The 20,435-nt window shown below is 67.7% G+C and carries 16 protein-coding genes, 1 tRNA gene and 1 pseudogene; 3 read left to right on the plus strand and 15 right to left on the minus strand.

Annotated elements, in window-relative coordinates; translation table 11 throughout:
* Positions 1-77: 77 nt before the first annotated feature.
* The 10 genes from BT364_RS14460 to BT364_RS14510 all read right to left on the minus strand — a co-directional run bounded on the left by BT364_RS14460 (position 78) and on the right by BT364_RS14510 (position 13,408).
* Positions 78-3,977: a DNA-directed RNA polymerase subunit beta' gene (locus BT364_RS14460; protein ID WP_072485557.1), complete on the minus strand. Its 3,900-nt coding sequence runs from the start codon at positions 3,975-3,977 to the stop codon at positions 78-80.
* 129 nt (positions 3,978-4,106) lie between these two features.
* Complete coding sequence (gene rpoB, locus BT364_RS14465) at positions 4,107-7,592, minus strand: DNA-directed RNA polymerase subunit beta (RefSeq protein WP_072485558.1); 3,486 nt, start codon at positions 7,590-7,592, stop codon at positions 4,107-4,109.
* A gap of 619 nt (positions 7,593-8,211) precedes the next feature.
* Entirely contained in the window at positions 8,212-8,595 is a 384-nt protein-coding gene (gene rplL, locus BT364_RS14475) for a 50S ribosomal protein L7/L12 (RefSeq protein WP_072485559.1), read from the minus strand.
* Positions 8,596-8,706: 111 nt separating this feature from the next.
* Entirely contained in the window at positions 8,707-9,237 is a 531-nt protein-coding gene (rplJ, locus tag BT364_RS14480) for a 50S ribosomal protein L10 (RefSeq protein WP_072485560.1), read from the minus strand.
* Between the two features lie 275 nt (positions 9,238-9,512).
* A complete protein-coding gene (locus tag BT364_RS14485) occupies positions 9,513-10,415 on the minus strand; it encodes an SCO4651 family lipoprotein (protein WP_072485561.1) in 903 nt (300 codons plus the stop codon).
* Positions 10,416-10,576: 161 nt separating this feature from the next.
* Complete coding sequence (gene rplA / locus BT364_RS14490) at positions 10,577-11,299, minus strand: 50S ribosomal protein L1 (protein WP_072485562.1); 723 nt, start codon at positions 11,297-11,299, stop codon at positions 10,577-10,579.
* A gap of 82 nt (positions 11,300-11,381) precedes the next feature.
* A complete protein-coding gene (rplK, locus tag BT364_RS14495; RefSeq protein ID WP_006126872.1) occupies positions 11,382-11,816 on the minus strand; it encodes a 50S ribosomal protein L11 in 435 nt (144 codons plus the stop codon).
* 175 nt (positions 11,817-11,991) lie between these two features.
* Entirely contained in the window at positions 11,992-12,867 is an 876-nt protein-coding gene (nusG, locus tag BT364_RS14500; protein ID WP_072485563.1) for a transcription termination/antitermination protein NusG, read from the minus strand.
* Positions 12,868-12,941: 74 nt separating this feature from the next.
* Positions 12,942-13,229, minus strand: a complete 288-nt coding sequence (gene secE / locus BT364_RS14505) for a preprotein translocase subunit SecE (protein ID WP_072485564.1) — start codon at positions 13,227-13,229, stop codon at positions 12,942-12,944.
* Positions 13,230-13,335: 106 nt separating this feature from the next.
* Positions 13,336-13,408, minus strand: a tRNA-Trp gene (locus BT364_RS14510).
* Between the two features lie 225 nt (positions 13,409-13,633).
* Between BT364_RS14510 and BT364_RS14515 the strand changes: the two genes are divergently transcribed.
* Positions 13,634-14,860, plus strand: coding sequence for a pyridoxal phosphate-dependent aminotransferase (locus BT364_RS14515; protein WP_072485565.1), 1,227 nt, complete (start codon positions 13,634-13,636; stop codon positions 14,858-14,860).
* A gap of 120 nt (positions 14,861-14,980) precedes the next feature.
* Positions 14,981-16,003 (plus strand): adenosine deaminase, encoded by a 1,023-nt coding sequence (locus BT364_RS14520; protein ID WP_072485566.1) that lies wholly within the window; start codon positions 14,981-14,983, stop codon positions 16,001-16,003.
* 224 nt (positions 16,004-16,227) lie between these two features.
* Here BT364_RS14520 and BT364_RS14525 read toward each other — a convergent pair whose 3' ends face one another.
* Positions 16,228-16,833 (minus strand): TetR/AcrR family transcriptional regulator, encoded by a 606-nt coding sequence (locus BT364_RS14525; protein WP_072485567.1) that lies wholly within the window; start codon positions 16,831-16,833, stop codon positions 16,228-16,230.
* An 87-nt stretch (positions 16,834-16,920) separates the two neighbouring features.
* On the opposite strand from BT364_RS14525, the gene BT364_RS14530 reads away from it, so the two are divergent.
* Positions 16,921-17,556 carry an NAD(P)-dependent oxidoreductase gene (locus BT364_RS14530; RefSeq protein ID WP_072485568.1) on the plus strand — a complete coding sequence of 212 codons (636 nt, stop codon included), beginning with the start codon at positions 16,921-16,923 and terminating at the stop codon, positions 17,554-17,556.
* Positions 17,557-17,573: 17 nt separating this feature from the next.
* Here BT364_RS14530 and BT364_RS14535 read toward each other — a convergent pair whose 3' ends face one another.
* From BT364_RS14535 to BT364_RS14550, 4 genes and pseudogenes are all read right to left on the minus strand, one after another.
* Positions 17,574-18,695 (minus strand): UDP-N-acetylmuramate dehydrogenase, encoded by a 1,122-nt coding sequence (locus BT364_RS14535; RefSeq protein WP_072485569.1) that lies wholly within the window; start codon positions 18,693-18,695, stop codon positions 17,574-17,576.
* 3 nt (positions 18,696-18,698) lie between these two features.
* Positions 18,699-19,391, minus strand: a pseudogene (locus tag BT364_RS14540) (MFS transporter); the annotation flags it as partial.
* A gap of 101 nt (positions 19,392-19,492) precedes the next feature.
* Entirely contained in the window at positions 19,493-19,921 is a 429-nt protein-coding gene (locus BT364_RS14545) for a MaoC family dehydratase (RefSeq protein ID WP_072485570.1), read from the minus strand.
* On the minus strand, positions 19,921-20,373 hold the full coding sequence (locus tag BT364_RS14550) for a MaoC family dehydratase N-terminal domain-containing protein (RefSeq protein ID WP_072485571.1): 453 nt from the start codon (positions 20,371-20,373) through the stop codon (positions 19,921-19,923). Before BT364_RS14550 ends, BT364_RS14545 begins: the two co-directional genes overlap by 1 nt.
* Positions 20,374-20,435 lie beyond the last annotated feature (62 nt).

The following is a 20,435-nucleotide window of genomic DNA, read 5'->3' on the forward strand; positions in this document are numbered from 1 at the left end:
GCTCGTCGAGACACGCCGGAGGGCGGCCACCCCGTACGAAACGGGGTGACCGCCCTCCGATCGGTCAAGCGACTCGCTTACTGGTTGTACGGACCGTAGTCGTAGTCCTCCAGCGGAACGGCCTGGCCGGAGCCCGTGCCGAACGGCGAGTAGTCGATGTCGTCGTAGCCGACGGCCGAGTACATCGCGGCCTTGGCCTCCTCGGTCGGCTCGACCCGGATGTTGCGGTAGCGGGACAGACCCGTACCGGCCGGGATGAGCTTACCGATGATGACGTTCTCCTTGAGGCCGATGAGGCTGTCGGACTTGGCGTTGATCGCCGCATCCGTCAGGACTCGGGTCGTCTCCTGGAAGGAGGCGGCCGACAGCCAGGACTCCGTCGCCAGCGAGGCCTTGGTGATACCCATCAGCTGCGGACGGCCGGAGGCGGGGTGACCGCCCTCGGTGACCACACGACGGTTCTCGGTCTCGAACTTCGAGCGCTCGACGAGCTCGCCCGGCAGCAGCTCCGCGTCGCCGGACTCGATGATCGTCACGCGGCGCAGCATCTGCCGGATGATGATCTCGATGTGCTTGTCGTGGATCGACACACCCTGCGAGTTGTAGACCTTCTGGACCTCGCCGACCAGGTGGACCTGGACCGCGCGCTGACCGAGGATGCGCAGCACGTCGTGCGGGTTGGTGGCACCCACGGTGAGCTTCTGGCCCACCTCGACGTGGTCGCCCTCGCCGACGAGCAGACGGGCGCGCTTCGAGATCGGGAAGGGGATCTCGTCGCTGCCGTCGTCCGGCGTGACCACGATCTTCTTGGTCTTCTCGGTCTCCTCGATCCGGACCCGGCCCGCGGACTCCGAGATCGGGGCGACACCCTTGGGCGTACGGGCTTCGAAGAGCTCGACGACTCGGGGCAGACCCTGGGTGATGTCGTCACCGGCCACACCACCGGTGTGGAAGGTACGCATCGTCAGCTGGGTACCGGGCTCACCGATGGACTGGGCGGCGATGATGCCGACCGCCTCACCGATGTCGACCAGCTTGCCGGTGGCGAGCGAGCGTCCGTAGCAGAAGGCACAGGTGCCGACCGCGGACTCACAGGTCAGGACCGAACGGGTCTTGACCTCCTCGACGCCGGCGCCCACCAGGGCGTCGATCAGGACGTCACCGAGGTCGACGTTGGCAGGCGCGATGACCTTGCCGTCGACGACGACGTCCTCGGCGAGCATGCGGGCGTAGACCGAGGTCTCGACGTCCTCCGTCTTGCGGAGCACACCGTCCGCACCCTTGACGGCGATCTTCAGCTTGAGGCCGCGGTCGGTGCCGCAGTCCTCCTCGCGGATGATCACGTCCTGCGAGACGTCCACCAGACGACGGGTCAGGTAACCCGAGTCGGCGGTACGCAGGGCGGTGTCCGCCAGACCCTTACGGGCACCGTGCGTGGAGATGAAGTACTCCAGAACGGTGAGGCCCTCACGGAAGGACGCCTTGATGGGACGCGGGATCGTCTCGTTCTTGGCGTTGGACACCAGACCACGCATACCGGCGATCTGACGCATCTGCATCATGTTTCCTCGGGCACCCGAGTCAACCATCATGAAGATGGGGTTCGTCTTGGGGAAGTTCGCGTTCATCGCCTCGGCAACCTCGTTGGTCGCCTTGGTCCAGATCGCGATGAGCTCCTGCGTGCGCTCGTCCTTGGTGATCAGACCGCGCTCGTACTGCTTCTGGACCTTCTCGTCCTGCGCCTCGTAGCCCGCGACGATCGCCTTCTTGGCCTCGGGGACCACGACGTCGGAGATGGCCACGGTGACACCGGAACGGGTCGCCCAGTAGAAGCCCGCCGCCTTCAGGTTGTCGAGCGTCGCCGCCACGATGACCTTGGGGTAGCGCTCGGCGAGGTCGTTGACGATCTCGGAGAGCTGCTTCTTGCCGACCGAGTAGTCGACGAACGGGTAGTCCTCGGGCAGCAGCTCGTTGAAGAGCGCGCGGCCCAGGGACGTACGCAGCCGGAACGTGTCGCCCTGCTGGTACTCCTGCTCGCCTTCCTCGGCGACCGGCGGCACCCAGCCACGCGGCGGGATGGTGCCCACCGGGAAGCGGATGTCGACCTTCGCCTGGAGCGACAGCTCGCGGGCGTCGAAGGCCATGATCGCCTCGGCCGTGGAGCCGAAGGAACGGCCCTGGCCGACGACCTTGCGCTCCTCCTCGTCCGTGGTGAGGAAGAACAGGCCCAGCACCATGTCCTGGGTCGGCATGGTGACGGGACGACCGTCGGCCGGCTTCAGGATGTTGTTCGAGGACAGCATCAGGATGCGGGCCTCGGCCTGCGCCTCCGCGGAGAGCGGCAGGTGGACGGCCATCTGGTCACCGTCGAAGTCCGCGTTGAACGCGGTGCAGACGAGCGGGTGGATCTGGATGGCCTTGCCCTCGACCAGCTGCGGCTCGAAGGCCTGGATGCCGAGGCGGTGCAGGGTCGGTGCACGGTTCAGCAGCACCGGGTGCTCGGCGATGACCTCTTCGAGGACGTCGTACACCACAGTGCGCCCGCGCTCGACCATGCGCTTGGCCGACTTGATGTTCTGCGCGTGGTTCAGGTCGACCAGGCGCTTCATCACGAACGGCTTGAAGAGCTCCAGCGCCATGGCCTTCGGCAGACCGCACTGGTGCAGCTTGAGCTGCGGGCCGACGACGATCACGGAACGCGCGGAGTAGTCCACACGCTTACCGAGAAGGTTCTGACGGAATCGGCCCTGCTTGCCCTTCAGCATGTCGCTGAGGGACTTGAGCGGGCGGTTGCCGGGACCGGTGACCGGGCGACCGCGACGGCCGTTGTCGAACAGCGCGTCGACGGCCTCCTGCAGCATCCGCTTCTCGTTGTTCACGATGATCTCGGGGGCACCGAGGTCAAGGAGACGCTTGAGGCGGTTGTTGCGGTTGATCACACGGCGGTACAGGTCGTTCAGGTCGGAGGTCGCGAAGCGGCCACCGTCCAGCTGCACCATCGGACGCAGGTCCGGCGGGATGACCGGCACGCAGTCGAGCACCATGCCCTTGGGCTTGTTGCTGGTCTGCAGGAACGCGGAGACGACCTTGAGGCGCTTGAGCGCACGGGTCTTCTTCTGGCCCTTGCCGGTACGGATGATCTCGCGGAGGCGCTCGGCCTCCTCGTCGAGGTCGAAGGACTCCAGGCGCTTCTGCAGCGCGGCGGCGCCCATGCAGCCGTCGAAGTACGTGCCGAAGCGGTCACGCAGCTCGCGGTAGAGCAGCTCGTCGCCCTCCAGGTCCTGGACCTTGAGGTTCTTGAAGCGGCTCCACACCTCGTCGAGGCGGTCGATCTCGCGCTGCGCACGGTCGCGCAGCTGCTTCATCTCGCGCTCGGCCCCTTCGCGCACCTTGCGGCGCACGTCGGCCTTGGCGCCCTCGGCCTCCAGCTCGGCCAGGTCGGTCTCGAGCTTCTTGGCGCGGGCTTCCAGGTCGGCGTCGCGACGGTTCTCGATCTGCTGACGCTCGACGGAGACGTGCGCCTCCAGCGAGGGCAGGTCGCGCGTACGGCGCTCCTCGTCCACGAACGTGATCATGTACGCGGCGAAGTAGATGACCTTCTCGAGGTCCTTCGGCGCGAGGTCGAGGAGGTAGCCCAGGCGCGACGGGACGCCCTTGAAGTACCAGATGTGGGTGACGGGAGCGGCAAGCTCGATGTGACCCATGCGCTCACGGCGCACCTTGGCGCGCGTGACCTCGACGCCACAGCGCTCACAGATGATGCCCTTGAAGCGGACACGCTTGTACTTGCCGCAGTAGCACTCCCAGTCCCGGGTCGGACCGAAGATCTTCTCGCAGAAGAGTCCGTCCTTTTCGGGCTTGAGCGTGCGGTAGTTGATGGTCTCCGGCTTCTTCACTTCGCCGTGGGACCAGGTCCGGATGTCGTCCGCGGTGGCAAGGCCGATCCGCAGCTCGTCGAAGAAGTTGACGTCGAGCACTTGTCGTCAATCCCTCTTTCGGGGGTTCGAGCCCCCTCGCGTCAGGCGAGAAATCGGGGCACTTCAGCAATGGTCTGAACGGGTCCGGGGAGAGCCGGCCGGATCACGGGGATCCGGCCGGCCAACCCGTCAGACCTCTTCGACGCTGCTCGGCTCGCGCCGGGACAGGTCGATACCGAGCTCCTCCGCCGCGCGGAAGACGTCCTCGTCGGTGTCGCGCATCTCGATGGACATGCCGTCCGAGGACAGCACCTCCACGTTGAGGCAGAGCGACTGCATTTCCTTGATGAGCACCTTGAAGGACTCAGGGATGCCCGGCTCGGGGATGTTCTCGCCCTTGACGATGGCCTCGTAGACCTTCACGCGGCCGGTCACGTCGTCGGACTTGATCGTCAGGAGCTCCTGGAGGGCGTATGCGGCGCCGTATGCCTCAAGGGCCCACACCTCCATCTCACCGAATCGCTGACCACCGAACTGTGCCTTACCACCCAGCGGCTGCTGGGTGATCATGGAGTACGGACCCGTCGAACGAGCGTGCAGCTTGTCGTCGACGAGGTGGTGCAGCTTGAGGATGTACATGTAGCCGACCGAGACCGGGTCCGGGAACGGCTCGCCGGAGCGGCCGTCGAACAGCTTGGCCTTGCCGGAGGGCTGCACCAGGCGGTCGCCGTCGCGGTTCGGGATCGTGGCCTCGAAGAGACCGGAGATCTCGTCCTCGCGCGCACCGTCGAAGACGGGGGTGGCGACGTTGGTGCCGGGGGCGACCTGGTCGGCGCCGATGGACTGCAGGCGCTTGGCCCAGTCGTCACCGAGGCCGGAGACGTCCCAGCCGCGGCTGGCGAGCCAGCCGAGGTGGATCTCCAGGACCTGTCCCGGGTTCATTCGGGACGGGACACCCAGCGGGTTGAGGATGATGTCGACCGGGGTGCCGTCCTCCAGGAACGGCATGTCCTCGATCGGCAGGATCTTCGAGATGACGCCCTTGTTGCCGTGACGGCCGGCGAGCTTGTCACCGTCGGTGATCTTGCGCTTCTGCGCGACGTAGACGCGGACCAGCTGGTTCACGCCCGGCGGCAGCTCGTCGCCCTCTTCGCGGTCGAAGACGCGGACGCCGATGACCTTGCCGATCTCACCGTGCGGCACCTTCAGCGAGGTGTCGCGCACCTCGCGCGCCTTCTCACCGAAGATCGCGCGGAGCAGGCGCTCCTCGGGGGTCAGCTCGGTCTCACCCTTGGGCGTGACCTTGCCGACGAGGATGTCACCGGCGACGACCTCGGCACCGATACGGATGATGCCGCGCTCGTCGAGGTCGGCGAGGACCTCCTCGGAGACGTTCGGGATGTCCCGGGTGATCTCCTCCGGGCCGAGCTTGGTGTCACGGGCGTCGACCTCGTGCTCCTCGATGTGGATCGAGGAGAGGACGTCGTCCTGCACGAGGCGCTGCGACAGGATGATCGCGTCCTCGTAGTTGTGACCCTCCCACGGCATGAACGCCACGAGCAGGTTCTTGCCGAGGGCCATCTCACCGTTCTCGGTGGCCGGACCGTCGGCGAGGACCTGGTCGGCGACGACCCGGTCGCCCTCGGAGACGACAACCTTCTGGTTGACCGAGGTGCCCTGGTTGGAGCGCATGAACTTGGCGATGCGGTACGTGGTGTACGTGCCGTCGTCGTTGGTGACGGTGATGTAGTCCGCGGAGACCTCCTGGACCACACCGTCCTTCTCGGCCTTGAGCACGTCGCCGGCGTCGGTGGCGCAGCGGTACTCCATGCCGGTGCCGACGAGCGGGGCCTCCGACTTAATCAGCGGCACCGCCTGACGCATCATGTTCGCGCCCATGAGGGCACGGTTGGCGTCGTCGTGCTCCAGGAAGGGGATCATCGCGGTCGCGACGGACACCATCTGGCGCGGCGAGACGTCCATGTAGTCGACGTCCGTGCCGGGCACGTAGTCGACCTCGCCGCCACGGCGGCGGACCAGCACGCGGGACTCGGCGAACCGCAGCTCGTCGGTGAGCGGCGCGTTGGCCTGCGCGATGACGAAGCGGTCCTCCTCGTCGGCGGTCAGGTAGTCGACCTCGTCGGTGACCTGGTCGTCGACGACCTTGCGGTACGGCGTCTCGATGAAGCCGAACGCGTTGATCCGGCCGTAGGAGGCCAGCGAGCCGATCAGACCGATGTTCGGGCCTTCAGGCGTCTCGATCGGGCACATGCGGCCGTAGTGCGACGGGTGCACGTCACGGACTTCGAAGCCGGCCCGCTCACGGGAGAGACCACCCGGGCCCAGCGCGTTGAGACGACGCTTGTGCGTCAGACCCGACAGCGGGTTGTTCTGGTCCATGAACTGGGACAGCTGGCTGGTGCCGAAGAACTCCTTGATGGAGGCGACGACCGGCCGGATGTTGATCAGGGTCTGCGGCGTGATCGCCTCGACGTCCTGGGTGGTCATGCGCTCGCGCACGACACGCTCCATACGGGCGAGACCCGTACGGACCTGGTTCTGGATCAGCTCGCCGACGTTACGGATACGGCGGTTGCCGAAGTGGTCGATGTCATCGGTCTCGACCATGATCGAGCGGCCGGACTCGCCGACCGTCTCGGTCTCACCGGCGTGCAGCTTGACCAGGTACTTGATCGTCGCGATGACGTCGTCGCTGGTGAGCACACCGGCGTCCAGCGGCTCGTCGGCGCCGAGCTTCTTGTTCACCTTGTAGCGGCCGACCTTCGCGAGGTCGTAGCGCTTCGGGTTGAAGTAGAGGTTCTCGAGCAGCGTCTGAGCGGCCTCACGGGTGGGCGGCTCGCCCGGACGCAGCTTGCGGTAGATGTCGAGCAGCGCGTCGTCCTGGCCCTGGGTGTGGTCCTTCTCCAGGGTGGCGCGCATCGACTCGTACTCGCCGAACTCCTCCAGGATCTGCTCGGTCGTCCAGCCGAGAGCCTTCAGGAGAACGGTGACGGACTGCTTGCGCTTGCGGTCGATGCGCACACCGACCATGTCGCGCTTGTCGATCTCCATCTCCAGCCAGGCACCCCGGGACGGGATGATCTTGGCGGAGAAGATGTCCTTGTCGGACGTCTTGTCGATGGAGGAGTCGAAGTAGACACCCGGCGAGCGGACCAGCTGCGACACGACGACACGCTCGGTGCCGTTGATGACGAAGGTGCCCTTGTTGGTCATGAGCGGGAAGTCGCCCATGAAGACCGTCTGGGACTTGATCTCGCCGGTCTCGTTGTTGGTGAACTCAGCGGTGACGAAGAGCGGGGCGGCGAACGTGAAGTCGCGCTCCTTGCACTCGTCGATCGAGTTCTTCGGGGGCTCGAAGCGGTGGTCGCGGAAAGTCAGCGACATCGACCCGGAGAAGTCTTCGATCGGCGAGATCTCCTCGAAGATCTCTTCCAGGCCGGACTTGGTCGGGACGTTCTGTCCGCTGTCCAGAGCAGCCTCGACGCGAGCCTTCCATGCGGCATTGCCGAGGAGCCAGTCAAAGCTCTCGGTCTGCAGCGCGAGGAGGTTCGGAACCTCGAGGGGCTCCTTGATCTTTGCAAAGGAGATGCGCAGCGGGGCAGTGCTGGCACCGTTGTTCGTATTCGCGGTCGAGGCGTTGCGCGAGGCGGCCAAGAGGGGGTCCTTCCGAGGGCTCGGACTCACTACGCGCGTACCGGTCCCAAGCCGGACACGGTGACAGTCAATTCCTGATTCGACCGAAAAGGCCAGGTCAGAGACGATCAGTCATCGATGCTGAAGCGAGGGCATGCCCCTGGTGACGGGCAGGGAGCAGCTAACAGGCAGCGCAAAGGGTCAGTGTAGCCAAACGGCACACTGATGTCCAGTCGGGGTTCTCAGAGACCCACGTTGCTCTCAACAGCTGTTCTCAACACCTATGGCTAGCCCTTGCGCGTGGTGCGCTCTTCTTTACTGCCCGCTTCTCACACGATCCATGCCTCGGATTCGGATCGATGTGACGACGCGTCCTGAGAATTGCGCGCCGCGTGCGGTTCGTCAAGGCCCCCCTGCGGGGACGGATCCCCGAGGTCCTCACCCGACCGCCGACCGGCGCCGGTCGGCCGCCCCCGGAGAGGCAACGGCGATGATCACCATACTCGTCGCCGCCGGAAGAGCAAGGCAGCCGCCTCGGGTACGCCGAAGGGCGACCACCCGGATGGGTGATCGCCCTTCGTGTGATGACGTCCGTGCCGTGCGGCACGGGGCGTCAGAAGGAGTCAGCAGACTCCCTGAGTCACTTGACCTCGACGGAAGCGCCGGCGGCCTTGAGGGACTCGGCAGCCTTCTCGGCGGCCTCCTTGGCGACCTTCTCGAGGACCGGCTTCGGGGTGCCGTCGACGAGGTCCTTGGCCTCCTTCAGACCCAGCGAGGTCAGCTCACGCACGACCTTGATGACCTGGATCTTCTTCTCGCCGGCGCCGGTGAGGATGACGTCGAACTCGTCCTGCTCCTCGACGGCCTCGGCAACGGCACCCGGGCCGGCCGGGCCGGCGACGGCGACGGCCGCGGCGGCGGTGACGTCGAACTTCTCCTCGAAGGCCTTCACGAACTCGGAGAGCTCGATGAGGGTCATCTCTTCGAACTGCGCGAGCAGGTCGTCCTGGGACAGCTTCGCCATGATGGCGTCCTTCCACTAATTCGGCAGGTGCCGGATGTACATGTAGGCGGGCGTACGTTCGGCCCGCTGCGACCGTCTCCCTAGTGGGCGACGATCAATGCGCGAGCCGAGTTACTCGGCACCGCCCTGCTCTTCGAGCTTGACGCGAAGCGCCTCCGCGGTGCGGACGAACTTCGACGGCAGCGCCTGGAAGAGCGAAGCAGCCTGGGACTGCTTGCCCTTGAAGGCACCGGCCAGCTTGCTGAGCAGAACCTCGCGGGACTCGAGGTCCGCAAGCTTCTTGATCTCATCGGCGGACAGCGCCTTGCCGTCAAGGACACCGCCCTTGATGATCAGGTTCGGGTTCTCCTTGGCGAAGTCACGAAGACCCTTCGCCGACTCCACCGGGTCACCGGTGATGAAGGCAACCGCCGTCGGACCAGTGAACTGGTCGTCCAGCGAAGTGATCCCGGCCTCGTTGGCCGCAATCTTGGTCAGCGTGTTCTTCACCACGGCGTACTGGGCGTTCTCACCGAGCGAACGGCGCAGCTCCTTGAGCTGTGCCACGGTGAGACCCCGGTACTCGGTCAGCACGGCGGCGTTCGAGCTGCGGAACTGGTCCGTCAGCTCGGCTACCGCGGCAGCCTTGTCGGGCCTTGCCATGAGCGTCGGCCTCCTTCCGGGTGATGAGGACCGCTCAGAAGGGGCCGGGAAAGACGAAACGCCCCGGCGCGGGCGCCAGGGCGTAGCTCGACCGAACGAAGTCCGGGAGCTTTCCACAGTCACCTGCGCAGGTCGCCCGTACTCAACGGATCCTTCGGTTGCTGCTCCCTCTTGCGAGAGCACAGCAACGACCAGCGGTCTTTGGCTTCTGTAGGAGAGTACGCGACCGTGGTCGCGCCGAGCAAATCCGTCCCGCTCCCAGCGGCCCGGGAGGGTCAGGACGCGCCCGAACCCGTTCCCTGCTGCTGCTTCAGGAGCTCGGCGAAGTCGACCGTGTCGGAGGCCGGGGGCTGCTCGACCGAGACCTTCGTCCCGTAGTCGCTGTAGTACACGGTGGAATTGAGCTCGCCGGTCTTCATCTGGCCGCGCTCGGTCTTCTTGACCAGCAGGTCGTTGTCGTCGACCCAGATGTCGACCGTCTCCGTGGTGATGCCGGCGTCGCTCAGCTGCTTCTTCAGCTGCTCCAGCTGGTCGGCGTCGAGCTCGGAGTTCTTCGCGGTCAGGGCGGCGACGTCGACGGTGCCGGAGTAGTGCGTGGTGGAGACGCCCCGGACGTCCTCCTTGCCGACCTTCTTCACGTCGCCGGAGGCCAGCAGCGACTTGACGCCCTGGTCCGGGGTGGTGTTCTGCATCTGCTGCTTCATGGCCTCGCCGGAGGCGCCCGCCATCTTGGCGAGGTCGGCGTAGCCGTAGCTGATCCAGTGCTTGCCGCCGGTCTGCTTCGCGAAGCCGTCGCCCATGTTGACGACGTAGCCGTCCTTGAAGTAGCGGGCCTGCATCGTGCCGGTGCCGCCGGTCTGCTTCATGGCGTCCGCCATGCTGCCGCCGGTGTACGTGATCTCCATGGTGCCGGTGAGACCGTCGGCCCAGTCGATGGTGCCGGTCTGCTCCATGGACATGGTGGTGCCCATCTGGGTGGTGCCCTCGACCTTCGCCGAGCTCTCCCCACCGGTCTTCTTCTGCACGTCGAGCAGCGCGGCGATCGGGTCGGCCTTCACGACGCCGCTGCCCTTGTTGTCGCTCTTGCCGCTGTCCGATCCGCTGCAGGCCGCGACCGACGTCAGCGTCGCCACCACTGCCACCGACAGACACACGCGTCGCACGGTACTGGTCCTCATGTCAGCTTCCACCCCTCGTTCGGCTCCGTCGGGGCCTCACGCTAACGCACGGCTCCGACACAGCCTTCGGCAGTACGGATACAAGGACGGGCCCCGCACCTCGAAAGGTTGCGGGGCCCGTCAATGTCACACGTGACGCGGCGTACTGCCGAGCGCGAGGCTCAGACGGCGGCCGGGTCCTCCTCGACGAGGAGGTTGCGGGTGCGGTTGGCGTCCAGCGGGATGCCGGGGCCCATCGTGGTGGCCAGGGTGGCCTTCTTGATGTAGCGGCCCTTGGCGGCGGACGGCTTCAGACGGAGGATCTCCTCCAGCGCCGCTGCGTAGTTCTCCACCAGCTTGGTGTCGTCGAACGAGACCTTGCCGATGATGAAGTGCAGGTTCGAGTGCTTGTCGACGCGGAACTCGATCTTGCCGCCCTTGATGTCGTTGACAGCCTTGGCGACATCGGGGGTGACGGTGCCGGTCTTCGGGTTCGGCATCAGACCACGCGGACCGAGCACTCGGCCGAGGCGGCCGACCTTGCCCATGAGGTCCGGGGTGGCGACGACGGCGTCGAAGTCCAGACGGCCCTTCGCCACCTCGTCGATGAGCTCGTCGGCGCCGACGATGTCGGCGCCCGCGGCTTCCGCGGCCGCAGCACGGTCACCGGTCGCGAAGACCAGGACCCGGGCGGTCTTGCCGGTGCCGTGCGGGAGGTTCACGGTGCCACGGACCATCTGGTCGGCCTTGCGCGGGTCGACACCCAGGCAGAACGCGACCTCGACGGTGCCGTCGAACTTGGTGGAGGCGGTGTCCTTGGCGAGACGGACGGCCTCGAGCGGCGCGTAGTTGCGCGACCGGTCGACCTTGGCGTCCGCAGCGCGGAGGTTCTTGCTGCGCTTCACTTCTACTCCTGTTGGTTTCAGGGTGTGGAGTCGTGGTGCGGGCCAGCGCTTGGCCCTACCACTGGGGATGTGAGGGGCTGAATCAGCCTTCGACCGTGATGCCCATGGAACGGGCGGTGCCAGCGATGATCTTCGACGCGGCGTCGAGGTCGTTGGCGTTCAGGTCGGGGAGCTTCGTCGTGGCGATCTCACGGACCTGGGCAGCCGTCAGCTTGGCGACCTTGGTCTTGTGCGGCTCGCCGGAGCCCTTCTCCACGCCCGCGGCCTTGAGGATCAGCTTCGCGGCCGGCGGAGTCTTGGTCACGAAGGTGAAGGAACGGTCTTCGTAGACCGTGATCTCCACCGGCACGACCATGCCACGCTGCGACTCGGTCGCGGCGTTGTAGGCCTTGCAGAATTCCATGATGTTGACGCCGTGCTGGCCGAGCGCGGGGCCGACCGGCGGGGCCGGGTTGGCCGCGCCGGCGTTGATCTGGAGCTTGATAAGCCCCGTGACCTTCTTCTTCTTGGGAGGCATTGCTCTCTCCGGGTCCTAGTGAGAGTGTTTCGCCGCCGTCCGATCATCCGGATGGAGGCATACCGCACAACGATAACGGGTATAGCTGCGCGACCAAAAACCGAGCAGGTCAGACGGGCTTCTCAGCCGGTCTGACCTGCTCGGTAGGCATGTGTCCAGGAACTGGCGGGAGCCGCTAGTTCTTCTGGATCTGGTCGAAGCTGAGCTCGACCGGGGTCTCGCGGCCGAAGATCTCGACGAGGCCCTTGACCTTCTTCGAGTCGGCGTTGATCTCGTTGATCGTCGCCTGGAGCGTGGCGAACGGGCCGTCGGTGACGGTGACCGAGTCGCCGACCTCGAAGTCGAGCACCTGGACCTCGACCTTGCGGGCCGGAGCCGGCTTGCCCTCGGCCTCGGCGGCCTCGCGGGCGGCCTTCTCCTCGGCCTCCGGGGCGAGCATCTTGACGATCTCGTCCAGGGTCAGCGGGTACGGGTCGTAGGCGTTGCCCACGAAGCCGGTGACGCCGGGAGTGTTGCGGACGACGCCCCAGGACTCGTTCGTCAGGTCCATGCGCACCAGGACGTAACCCGGGAGCTTGTTCTGGCGGACGTTCTTGCGCTCGCCGTTCTTGATCTGGACGATCTCTTCCTCGGGCACTTCGGCCTGGTAGATGAAGTCCTCGACGTTGAGCGAGACGGCGCGCTGCTCCAGGTTGGCCTTCACGCGCTTCTCGTAGCCGGCGTACGTGTGGATGACGTACCACTCGCCGGGAAGGCCACGCAGCTCGTCGCGCAGGGCGGTGACGGCGTCGACGGGGGCGGCCGGCTCGGCCTCCTCCTCGTCGTCCTCGTCGCTCTCGGATTCGGCGTCGGCCTCCGCGGCCTCTTCCTCGTCCTCGTCCTCGACGTGCACGGCGGCCTGCTCGGCGGGCTCACCAGCGGCGGCGTCGGCAGCTTCGGCCTGGTCCGGCTCCTCGGCGTCCGCCGCCTCGACGATGTCGAGCTCGTCCTCGGCGGACTCGAAGGCGCCCGCCGTCGGCTCGACGGCGTCGTTCAGGTTCGGGTCAGACACGGTGGCTGCTTCTTCCTGGATTACAAATGGGTGGAACATGCGAAAGGGGCGCCCATGAGGCGCCCTCCGCGGGATCAGCCGAAGACGTACTTGATGACCCGCTGGAATCCGAAGTCAATCACGGTAACCAGACCGATCATGACGACGACGAAGACAATCACCACGCTGGTGTACGTCGTCAGCTGACTACGGGTCGGCCAGACGACCTTGCGCAACTCGGCGACAATCTGGCGGTAGAACAGCGCGAGGCGGCCCAGAGGGCCCTTCTTTCCGCGCTTTCCGCCCTTCCGGGTCTTCTTCTTCGACTCGGGTACTTCATCCTCGGCATCAGGCATGTCGATGGAGCCCACGGCGTCCGTCACGCTTCTCACCTGATTCCGGGTCATGGCCGTGCCGCGCCCGGTGGAGCCGCACGGCGGTGCATTGAAGTACGTACATGCGCACACATCCTGGCGAAGGAGTGTGTAGCAGGGCCGGAGGGACTTGAACCCCCAACCGCTGGTTTTGGAGACCAGTGCTCTACCAATTGAGCTACGACCCTTTGTGGTTTCCACCAACCTACCGCATCTCCCCGGATGGTTCCGGTGTAGGAACGGTGCGGCTGGTGAAGGCCAACGACAGGTGAGTGTACGTGTTCAGCGGCCCGGCGTCGAACAGATAGCTCCCGACCGCTCCTGGTCGCATGTTGTCCGCATGCTGTCCGAGTCGTGTCCGGTCCCTGAAACCCCTGTGCCGACGGGGATCACGGTCTGGAACCATGGGGGCCATGAGCGCTGCAACTTCCCCCTCCGAGCGCCGGGTCTCCGCCCGCATCGGTGCGATCTCCGAATCCGCCACTCTCGCCGTCGACGCCAAGGCCAAGGCCCTCAAGGCCGCCGGCCGTCCGGTGATCGGCTTCGGTGCCGGTGAGCCCGACTTCCCGACCCCCGGCTACATCGTCGATGCCGCGATCGAGGCCTGCCGCAACCCGAAGTACCACCGCTACACCCCGGCAGGAGGCCTCCCGGAGCTCAAGGCCGCCATTGCGGAGAAGACGCTGCGCGACTCCGGCTACGAGGTCGAGGCTTCGCAGATCCTGGTGACCAACGGTGGCAAGCAGGCCATCTACGAGGCGTTCGCCGCGATCCTCGACCCGGGCGACGAGGTCATCGTCCCCGCCCCGTACTGGACCACCTACCCCGAGTCGATCCGGCTGGCCGGGGGTGTCCCGGTGGAGGTCGTGGCCGACGAGACCACCGGCTACCGGGTCTCGGTGGAGCAGCTGGAGGCGGCGCGCACCGAGCGCACGAAGGTCGTCCTGTTCGTCTCGCCGTCGAACCCCACCGGTGCCGTCTACAGCGAGGCCGACGCCGAGGCGATCGGCCGCTGGGCCGTCGAGCACGGCCTGTGGGTGCTGACCGACGAGATCTACGAGCACCTGGTCTACGGCGACGCGAAGTTCACCTCGCTGCCCGCGATCGTGCCCGAGCTGCGCGACAAGTGCATCGTGGTCAACGGTGTCGCCAAGACGTACGCGATGACCGGCTGGCGGGTGGGCTGGATCGTCGGCCCGAAGGATGTCGTCAAGGCCGCGACCAACCTCCAGTCGCACGCCACGTCCAACGTCTCCAACGTGGCCCAGGTCGCCGCGCTGGCCGCCGTCTCCGGGAACCTGGACGCGGTCGCCGAGATGCGTACCGCCTTCGACCGGCGCCGGCAGACCATCGTCCGGATGCTCAACGAGATCGACGGGGTGCTGTGCCCGGAGCCCGAGGGCGCGTTCTACGCGTACCCCTCGGTGAAGGAACTGCTCGGCAAGGAGATCCGCGGCAAGCGCCCGGCCACCTCCGTCGAGCTGGCGGCGCTGATCCTGGACGAGGTCGAGGTCGCGGTCGTGCCGGGCGAGGCCTTCGGTACGCCGGGCTACCTCCGCCTCTCGTACGCGCTGGGCGACGAGGACCTCGTCGAAGGCGTCTCGCGGATCCAGAAGCTGCTGGGCGAGGCCAAGGCGTAGCACGTACTGAATTCAGTGGGCGACCTCCGGCTCCGGCCGGGGGTCGCTTCTGTGTTCGGGCGTCAACCCGATGGGGAAAGCGGCTACCGCTCGACCCCACGTGTGCGGCAGGATCTTGGGATGGAGCGTGATGTACGGCTGTTGCCCAAGGCCCACCTGCACCTGCATTTCACCGGGTCGATGCGGCCGACGACCCTGCTCGAACTCGCCGACAAGTACGGCGTACACCTGCCGGACGCCCTGACCGGCGGTGAGCCGCCCAAGCTGCGGGCCACGGACGAGCGCGGATGGTTCCGCTTCCAGCGGCTCTACGACATCGCCCGGTCCTGCCTCAGGGCGCCCGAGGACATTCAGCGGCTGGTGCGCGAGACGGCCCAGGAGGACGTCGCGGACGGCTCCGGCTGGCTGGAGATCCAGGTCGACCCCACCTCGTACGCCCCGCTGCTCGGCGGGCTGATCCCGGCGATCGAGATCATCCTGGACGCGGTGGACAGCGCCTCGCGCGAGACCGGGCTGCCGATCCGGGTGGTGATCGCGGCGAACCGGATGAAGCATCCGCTGGACGCCCGGACGCTCGCCCGGCTCGCGGTGCGGTACGTGGACCGGGGCGTGGTCGGATTCGGGCTCTCCAACGACGAGCGCCGCGGGATGGCCCGGGACTTCGACCGGGCCTTCGCCATCGCCCGCGAGGGCGGGCTGCTGGCGGCACCGCACGGAGGTGAACTGTCCGGCCCCTCCAGCGTGCGGGACTGCCTGGACGATCTCGACGCGGCCCGGATCGGGCACGGGGTACGGGCCGCCGAGGACCCCCGGCTGCTGCGCAGGCTGGCGGAGCGCCGGGTGACCTGCGAGGTCTGCCCGTCGTCGAACGTGGCGCTGGGCGTCTACGAGAAGCCCGCCGACGTACCCCTGCGCAAGCTGTTCGAGGCCGGGGTGCCGATGGCGCTGGGCGCGGACGATCCGCTGCTCTTCGGTTCCCGGCTGGCCGCGCAGTACGACCTCGTGCGGCGCCATCACGCGTTCACGGACGAGGAGCTCGCGGAGCTGGCCCGGCAGTCGGTACGGGGCTCCGCCGCACCCGCCCCGGTCCGGGCGGAGCTGCTGGCGGGCGTCGACGACTGGCTGGCGAAGCCCGCGGGCTAGGGCCTGCCGTCAAACTGCCGCCGTCGCCCGGAGGGCGGCCGCGCGGCGCCTGGTGCGTGCGATCGCAAGGCGCCGGAATGGTCTCGGATGGGGTCTCCCCTGCTCGAACGCAGTTGAGAGCTCGGGGAAGGAGCTACTAGGGCATTTCGGCAACGCCGCGAGCGTGCGTGCCAGGCGCCGCGCGGCAGACGGCAGTTTGACGACAGGGCCTGGGGAGCGAGCGGTTACGCGCCGACGCCCCGCATCAGCGTCCTCGCCAGGGACGCGGCGAACTCGTCGAGGGGCTGCGGCGGCGTCCCGCCGGCCGTGGCCTCGTAGGCGAACGCCCGCTGCGCGCAGGCCCCCAGCAGCAGCGACGCGGCCGCGTAGGTGTCCGCGTCGGCCCGCACGCGGCCGGCCGCCTGCTCGGAGCGCAGATAGGCGTCCAGGCCGCGGATGGGCATGTGCGGGCCGGTGCCGAGTTCCCTCATCGCCTCGTTGTGGCGTTCCTTGAGCCTGGGATCGGCGTACAGCGAGGCGGCGATCGGGAAGCTCTGCTCGTAGAAGAGTGCGGCCTGGCGGGCGATCTCGGTGAGGTTCTGCTCGACGGTGCGCTCCCAGGCCCCCGGGGACGCGACAAGCCGTTCCAGCAGCGGGTTGAGCCTGGGCAGCCGTTCCTTGAGCACGACCACGAACAGCTCTTCCTTGCTCGCGAAGTGCTTGTAGAGCGCGGCCTCCGAGCAGCCCGCGGCTCTGGCGATCTCCTTGGTGGTGGCGCGGGCCAGGCCGATGGTGAGCATCAGCTGATGGGCGGCGTCGATGATGCGGACGCGGGCCGGCTTCTGCTCCATGTGTACTCCAGCGAAGCTTGACGAGGTAGTGAGTATCCACTCACTCTATAGGTGAGTGAATACTTACCCACCCTGGGAGGGTGCGCAATGAGGATCACGGTGTTCGGCGCGACGGGCGGCGTCGGCCAGGAGGTCGTCCGCCAGGCGGTGGCGGCGGGCCACGAGGTGACGGCGGTGGTCCGCGACCCGGCGCGGCTGCCCGTCCCGCTCTCCGACGTACAGGTCCACACGGTCGCGCGCGTGGACGATCCGGAGGCGCTGCGTGAGGCGGTCGCGGGCCGGGACGCGGTGCTCTCCGCGCTCGGCTCGCACGGCCGGAAGGCGGACGGGGTCGCCGAGCGGCTCACCGGGGCGGTGCTGGCGGCGATGGAGGCCGAGGGGGTGCGGCGGCTGCTGGTGGTCAGCGCGGCCCCGGTCGGCCCCCGGCCGGCCGACGACCCGCTGCCGGACCGGCTGGCCCGCAAGATGATCGGGGCGATCCTCAAGGAGGTCTACGCGGACCTGACGCGGATGGAGGCCGTACTGGCCCGGAGCACGGTGGACTGGACGTCGGTACGGCCGCCGAAGCTCACGAACGGGCCGCTGACGGGGAAGTACCGCACGGCCGTCGGCAGTACTCCGCGCAGCGGCCGGACCATCTCGCGCGCCGATGTGGCGCACGCGATGCTGGCGCTGGTCGACGACCCGGCGTCGGTGAAGCAGGGCGTGGGCGTGGCGTACTGAGTGACGTACTGATGGCCCTACAGGCTCACGCCGACCGTCACCGGTTCGTTGACGAGCGTGACGCCGAAGGCTTCGCGGACTCCGGCGACGACCTCGCGGGCGAGCGCGAGGAGGTCCTCGGTGGTCGCCTCGCCGCGGTTGGTGAGGGCGAGGGTGTGCTTGGTGGAGATGCGGGCCGGGCCGGTGCCGTATCCCTTGGTGAAACCGGCCTTGTCGATGAGCCAGGCCGCCGAGGTCTTGACGCGTCCCCCGTCCGCGGGGAAGGCGGGGGGCGTCGTCCCGGGGCCGAGCCGGTCCTTGGCGCGGGCGAGGAACGCCTCGTACTCCGCGTCCTCCAGGATCGGGTTGGTGAAGAAGGAGCCCGCCGACCAGGAGTCGTGGTCCTCCGGGTCCAGCACCATGCCCTTGCCGGCGCGGAGCGCGAGCACCGTTTCGCGGGCGGCCGCCGCGGGCACCCGCTCGCCCTGCTCGACGCCCATGGTGCGGGCCGTCTCGGCGTACCGCAGCGGCGCGGAGAGACCGCCCGCGTCCTCCAGCTCGAAGCGGACACGCAGCACCACGAAACGGTCGGGTTCGGCCTTGAAACGACTGTGCCGGTACGAGAACGCGCAGTCGGCGTTCGGGATGGTGACCGTTTCCTCGGTGTGCCGGTCGTAGGCGACGACCTCCGTGACGGTGGAGGAGACCTCCTGGCCGTACGCACCGACGTTCTGGATCGGTGTCGCACCCGCGGAGCCCGGGATTCCGGCCAGGCACTCGATGCCCGCGAGGCCGGCTTCGACGGTACGGGCCACGGCATCCGTCCAGATCTCACCGGCGGCGAGTTCCAGCGTCGTGCCGTTCAGCGCGAAGCCCTTGGTCGCGATGCGCAGGGCGGTGCCGTCGAAGCCCTTGTCGCCGATGACCAGATTGCTGCCGCCGCCGATGACGAGGAGCGGGGTGCCGCTCCCGTCGGCCTCGCGCACGGCTTCGATCACTTCGGCGTCGGTGGTCGCCGTGAGGAGGCGGGAGGCGGGGCCGCCCAGCCGGAAGGTGGTCAGGGGGGCGAGGGGGGCGTCATGGAGTTCCTGCACGGGGACAAGGGTACGGTCCGCGCACTCACCGCTCGGGCGGGGCACGGACCGTACGTGTGGACCCATGGCTCAGGCGGCGACGGGGGCAAGTTTCTCGGCCACCGCGGACTCCGGGGCCGGGGTGCTGCGGCGGCGCGGGATCAGCAGGGCGACGACGACGGCCAGGGCCACCGCCGAGGCGCCGATCCAGACCGCCGGAACGGTCCCGTCCGTGAAGGCGCGCGCGGAGCCGTAGCCGCCCTGCGAGGAGAAGACCGTGGCGAGCACGGCGACCCCGAGGGCTCCGCCGACCTCGCGCAGGGCGTTGTTGGCGCCGGAGGCGATGCCCTGCTCCGCGGGGCGGACGCTGGACATCACAAGACTGGCGGCGGGCGCGAAGTACAGGGCCGTGCCGACCCCGCCGATGATCAGGCCGGGCAGCTGCGAGGCGTACGAGGCGTCGGGCGCGATCACCATCGCGAAGAACGCGAGACCGACCGCCTGGAGGGCGAGTCCTGCGACGACCACCGGGCGACCGCCGAACCGGTCGGAGAGTATCCCCGCGACGGGCGCGACCAGCATCGGCATTCCGGTCCAGGGCAGCATCCGCAGGCCGGCCTCGGTGGGCGAGTAGCCCAGCACGCCCTGGAAGTACTGGCTGAGCAGGAAGATCGACCCGAACATGCCCAGGAACATCAGCATGCTCGCCATGTTGATCCCGAAGAACGCGCGGTCACGGAAGAGCCGCATCGGCAGCATGGGGCGCTTCGCGCGGAAGCCGTGCGGTGAGGCTGCCGCCGATCAGGGGCCCGCTGGCCACGGCCAGTCGACGAGGGGCACGGCCCCGTGGACCGTGCCCCTCATTCCTCCCGCGCGGTACGGCCTCAGCCGAGCCGCAGCACGGCGCGGGACATGCCCAGCACCTTCTTGCCCTCGCTCATGGCCGTCAGGTCCACCCGCACCTGCTTGTCGTCCAGCAGGGCGGCGACCTTGGCGCTGACCTCGATCAGTGCACCCTCGTCGTCGTTCGGCACGACGACCGGCTTGGTGAACCGCACCCCGTACTCGACGACCGCACCCGGGTCACCGACCCAGTCCGTGACGACCCGGATCGCCTCGGCCATGGTGAACATGCCATGCGCGATCACATCCGGCAGCCCGACCTCGCGGGCGAACTTCTCGTTCCAGTGGATCGGGTTGAAGTCACCGGAGGCGCCCGCGTACTGCACCAGCGCCGCCCGGGTCACCGGGAAGGACTGCGCCGGCAGCTCTGTACCGACCTCGACCGACTCGTATGCGACCTTCGCCGTCATCACGCCTCCTCGGCGGCGCGCGCCACCAGCTTCGTCCACGCGGTCACGACGTGCTCACCGGACTCGTCGTGGACCTCGCCGCGGATGTCCAGGATGTCGTTGCCCGCCAAGGACTTGATGCCCTCGATCGTCGAGGTGACCGTCAGCCGGTCCCCCGCCCGGACGGGGCGCACATAGGCGAACTTCTGGTCACCGTGCACCACCCGGCTGTAGTCCAGGCCCAGCTGCGGATCCTGCACCACCTGCCCGGCGGCCTTGAAGGTGATCGAGAAGACGAAAGTCGGCGGCGCGATCACATCGCTGTGGCCGAACGCCTTGGCGGCCTCCGGGTCGACGTACACCGGATTCGGGTCGCCCACCGCCTCGGCGAACTCGCGGATCTTCTCCCGGCCGACCTCGTACGGCGGGGTGGGCGGATAGGTCCGCCCGACGAAGGACTGGTCGAGCGCCATGGGCTCGCTACCTCCTGATGAAAGATGAACAGGCCGAAGAACAGCCTTAATACAACGACACG

The organism is Streptomyces atratus (genome assembly GCF_900119365.1).
Classification (GTDB): domain Bacteria; phylum Actinomycetota; class Actinomycetes; order Streptomycetales; family Streptomycetaceae; genus Streptomyces; species Streptomyces atratus_B.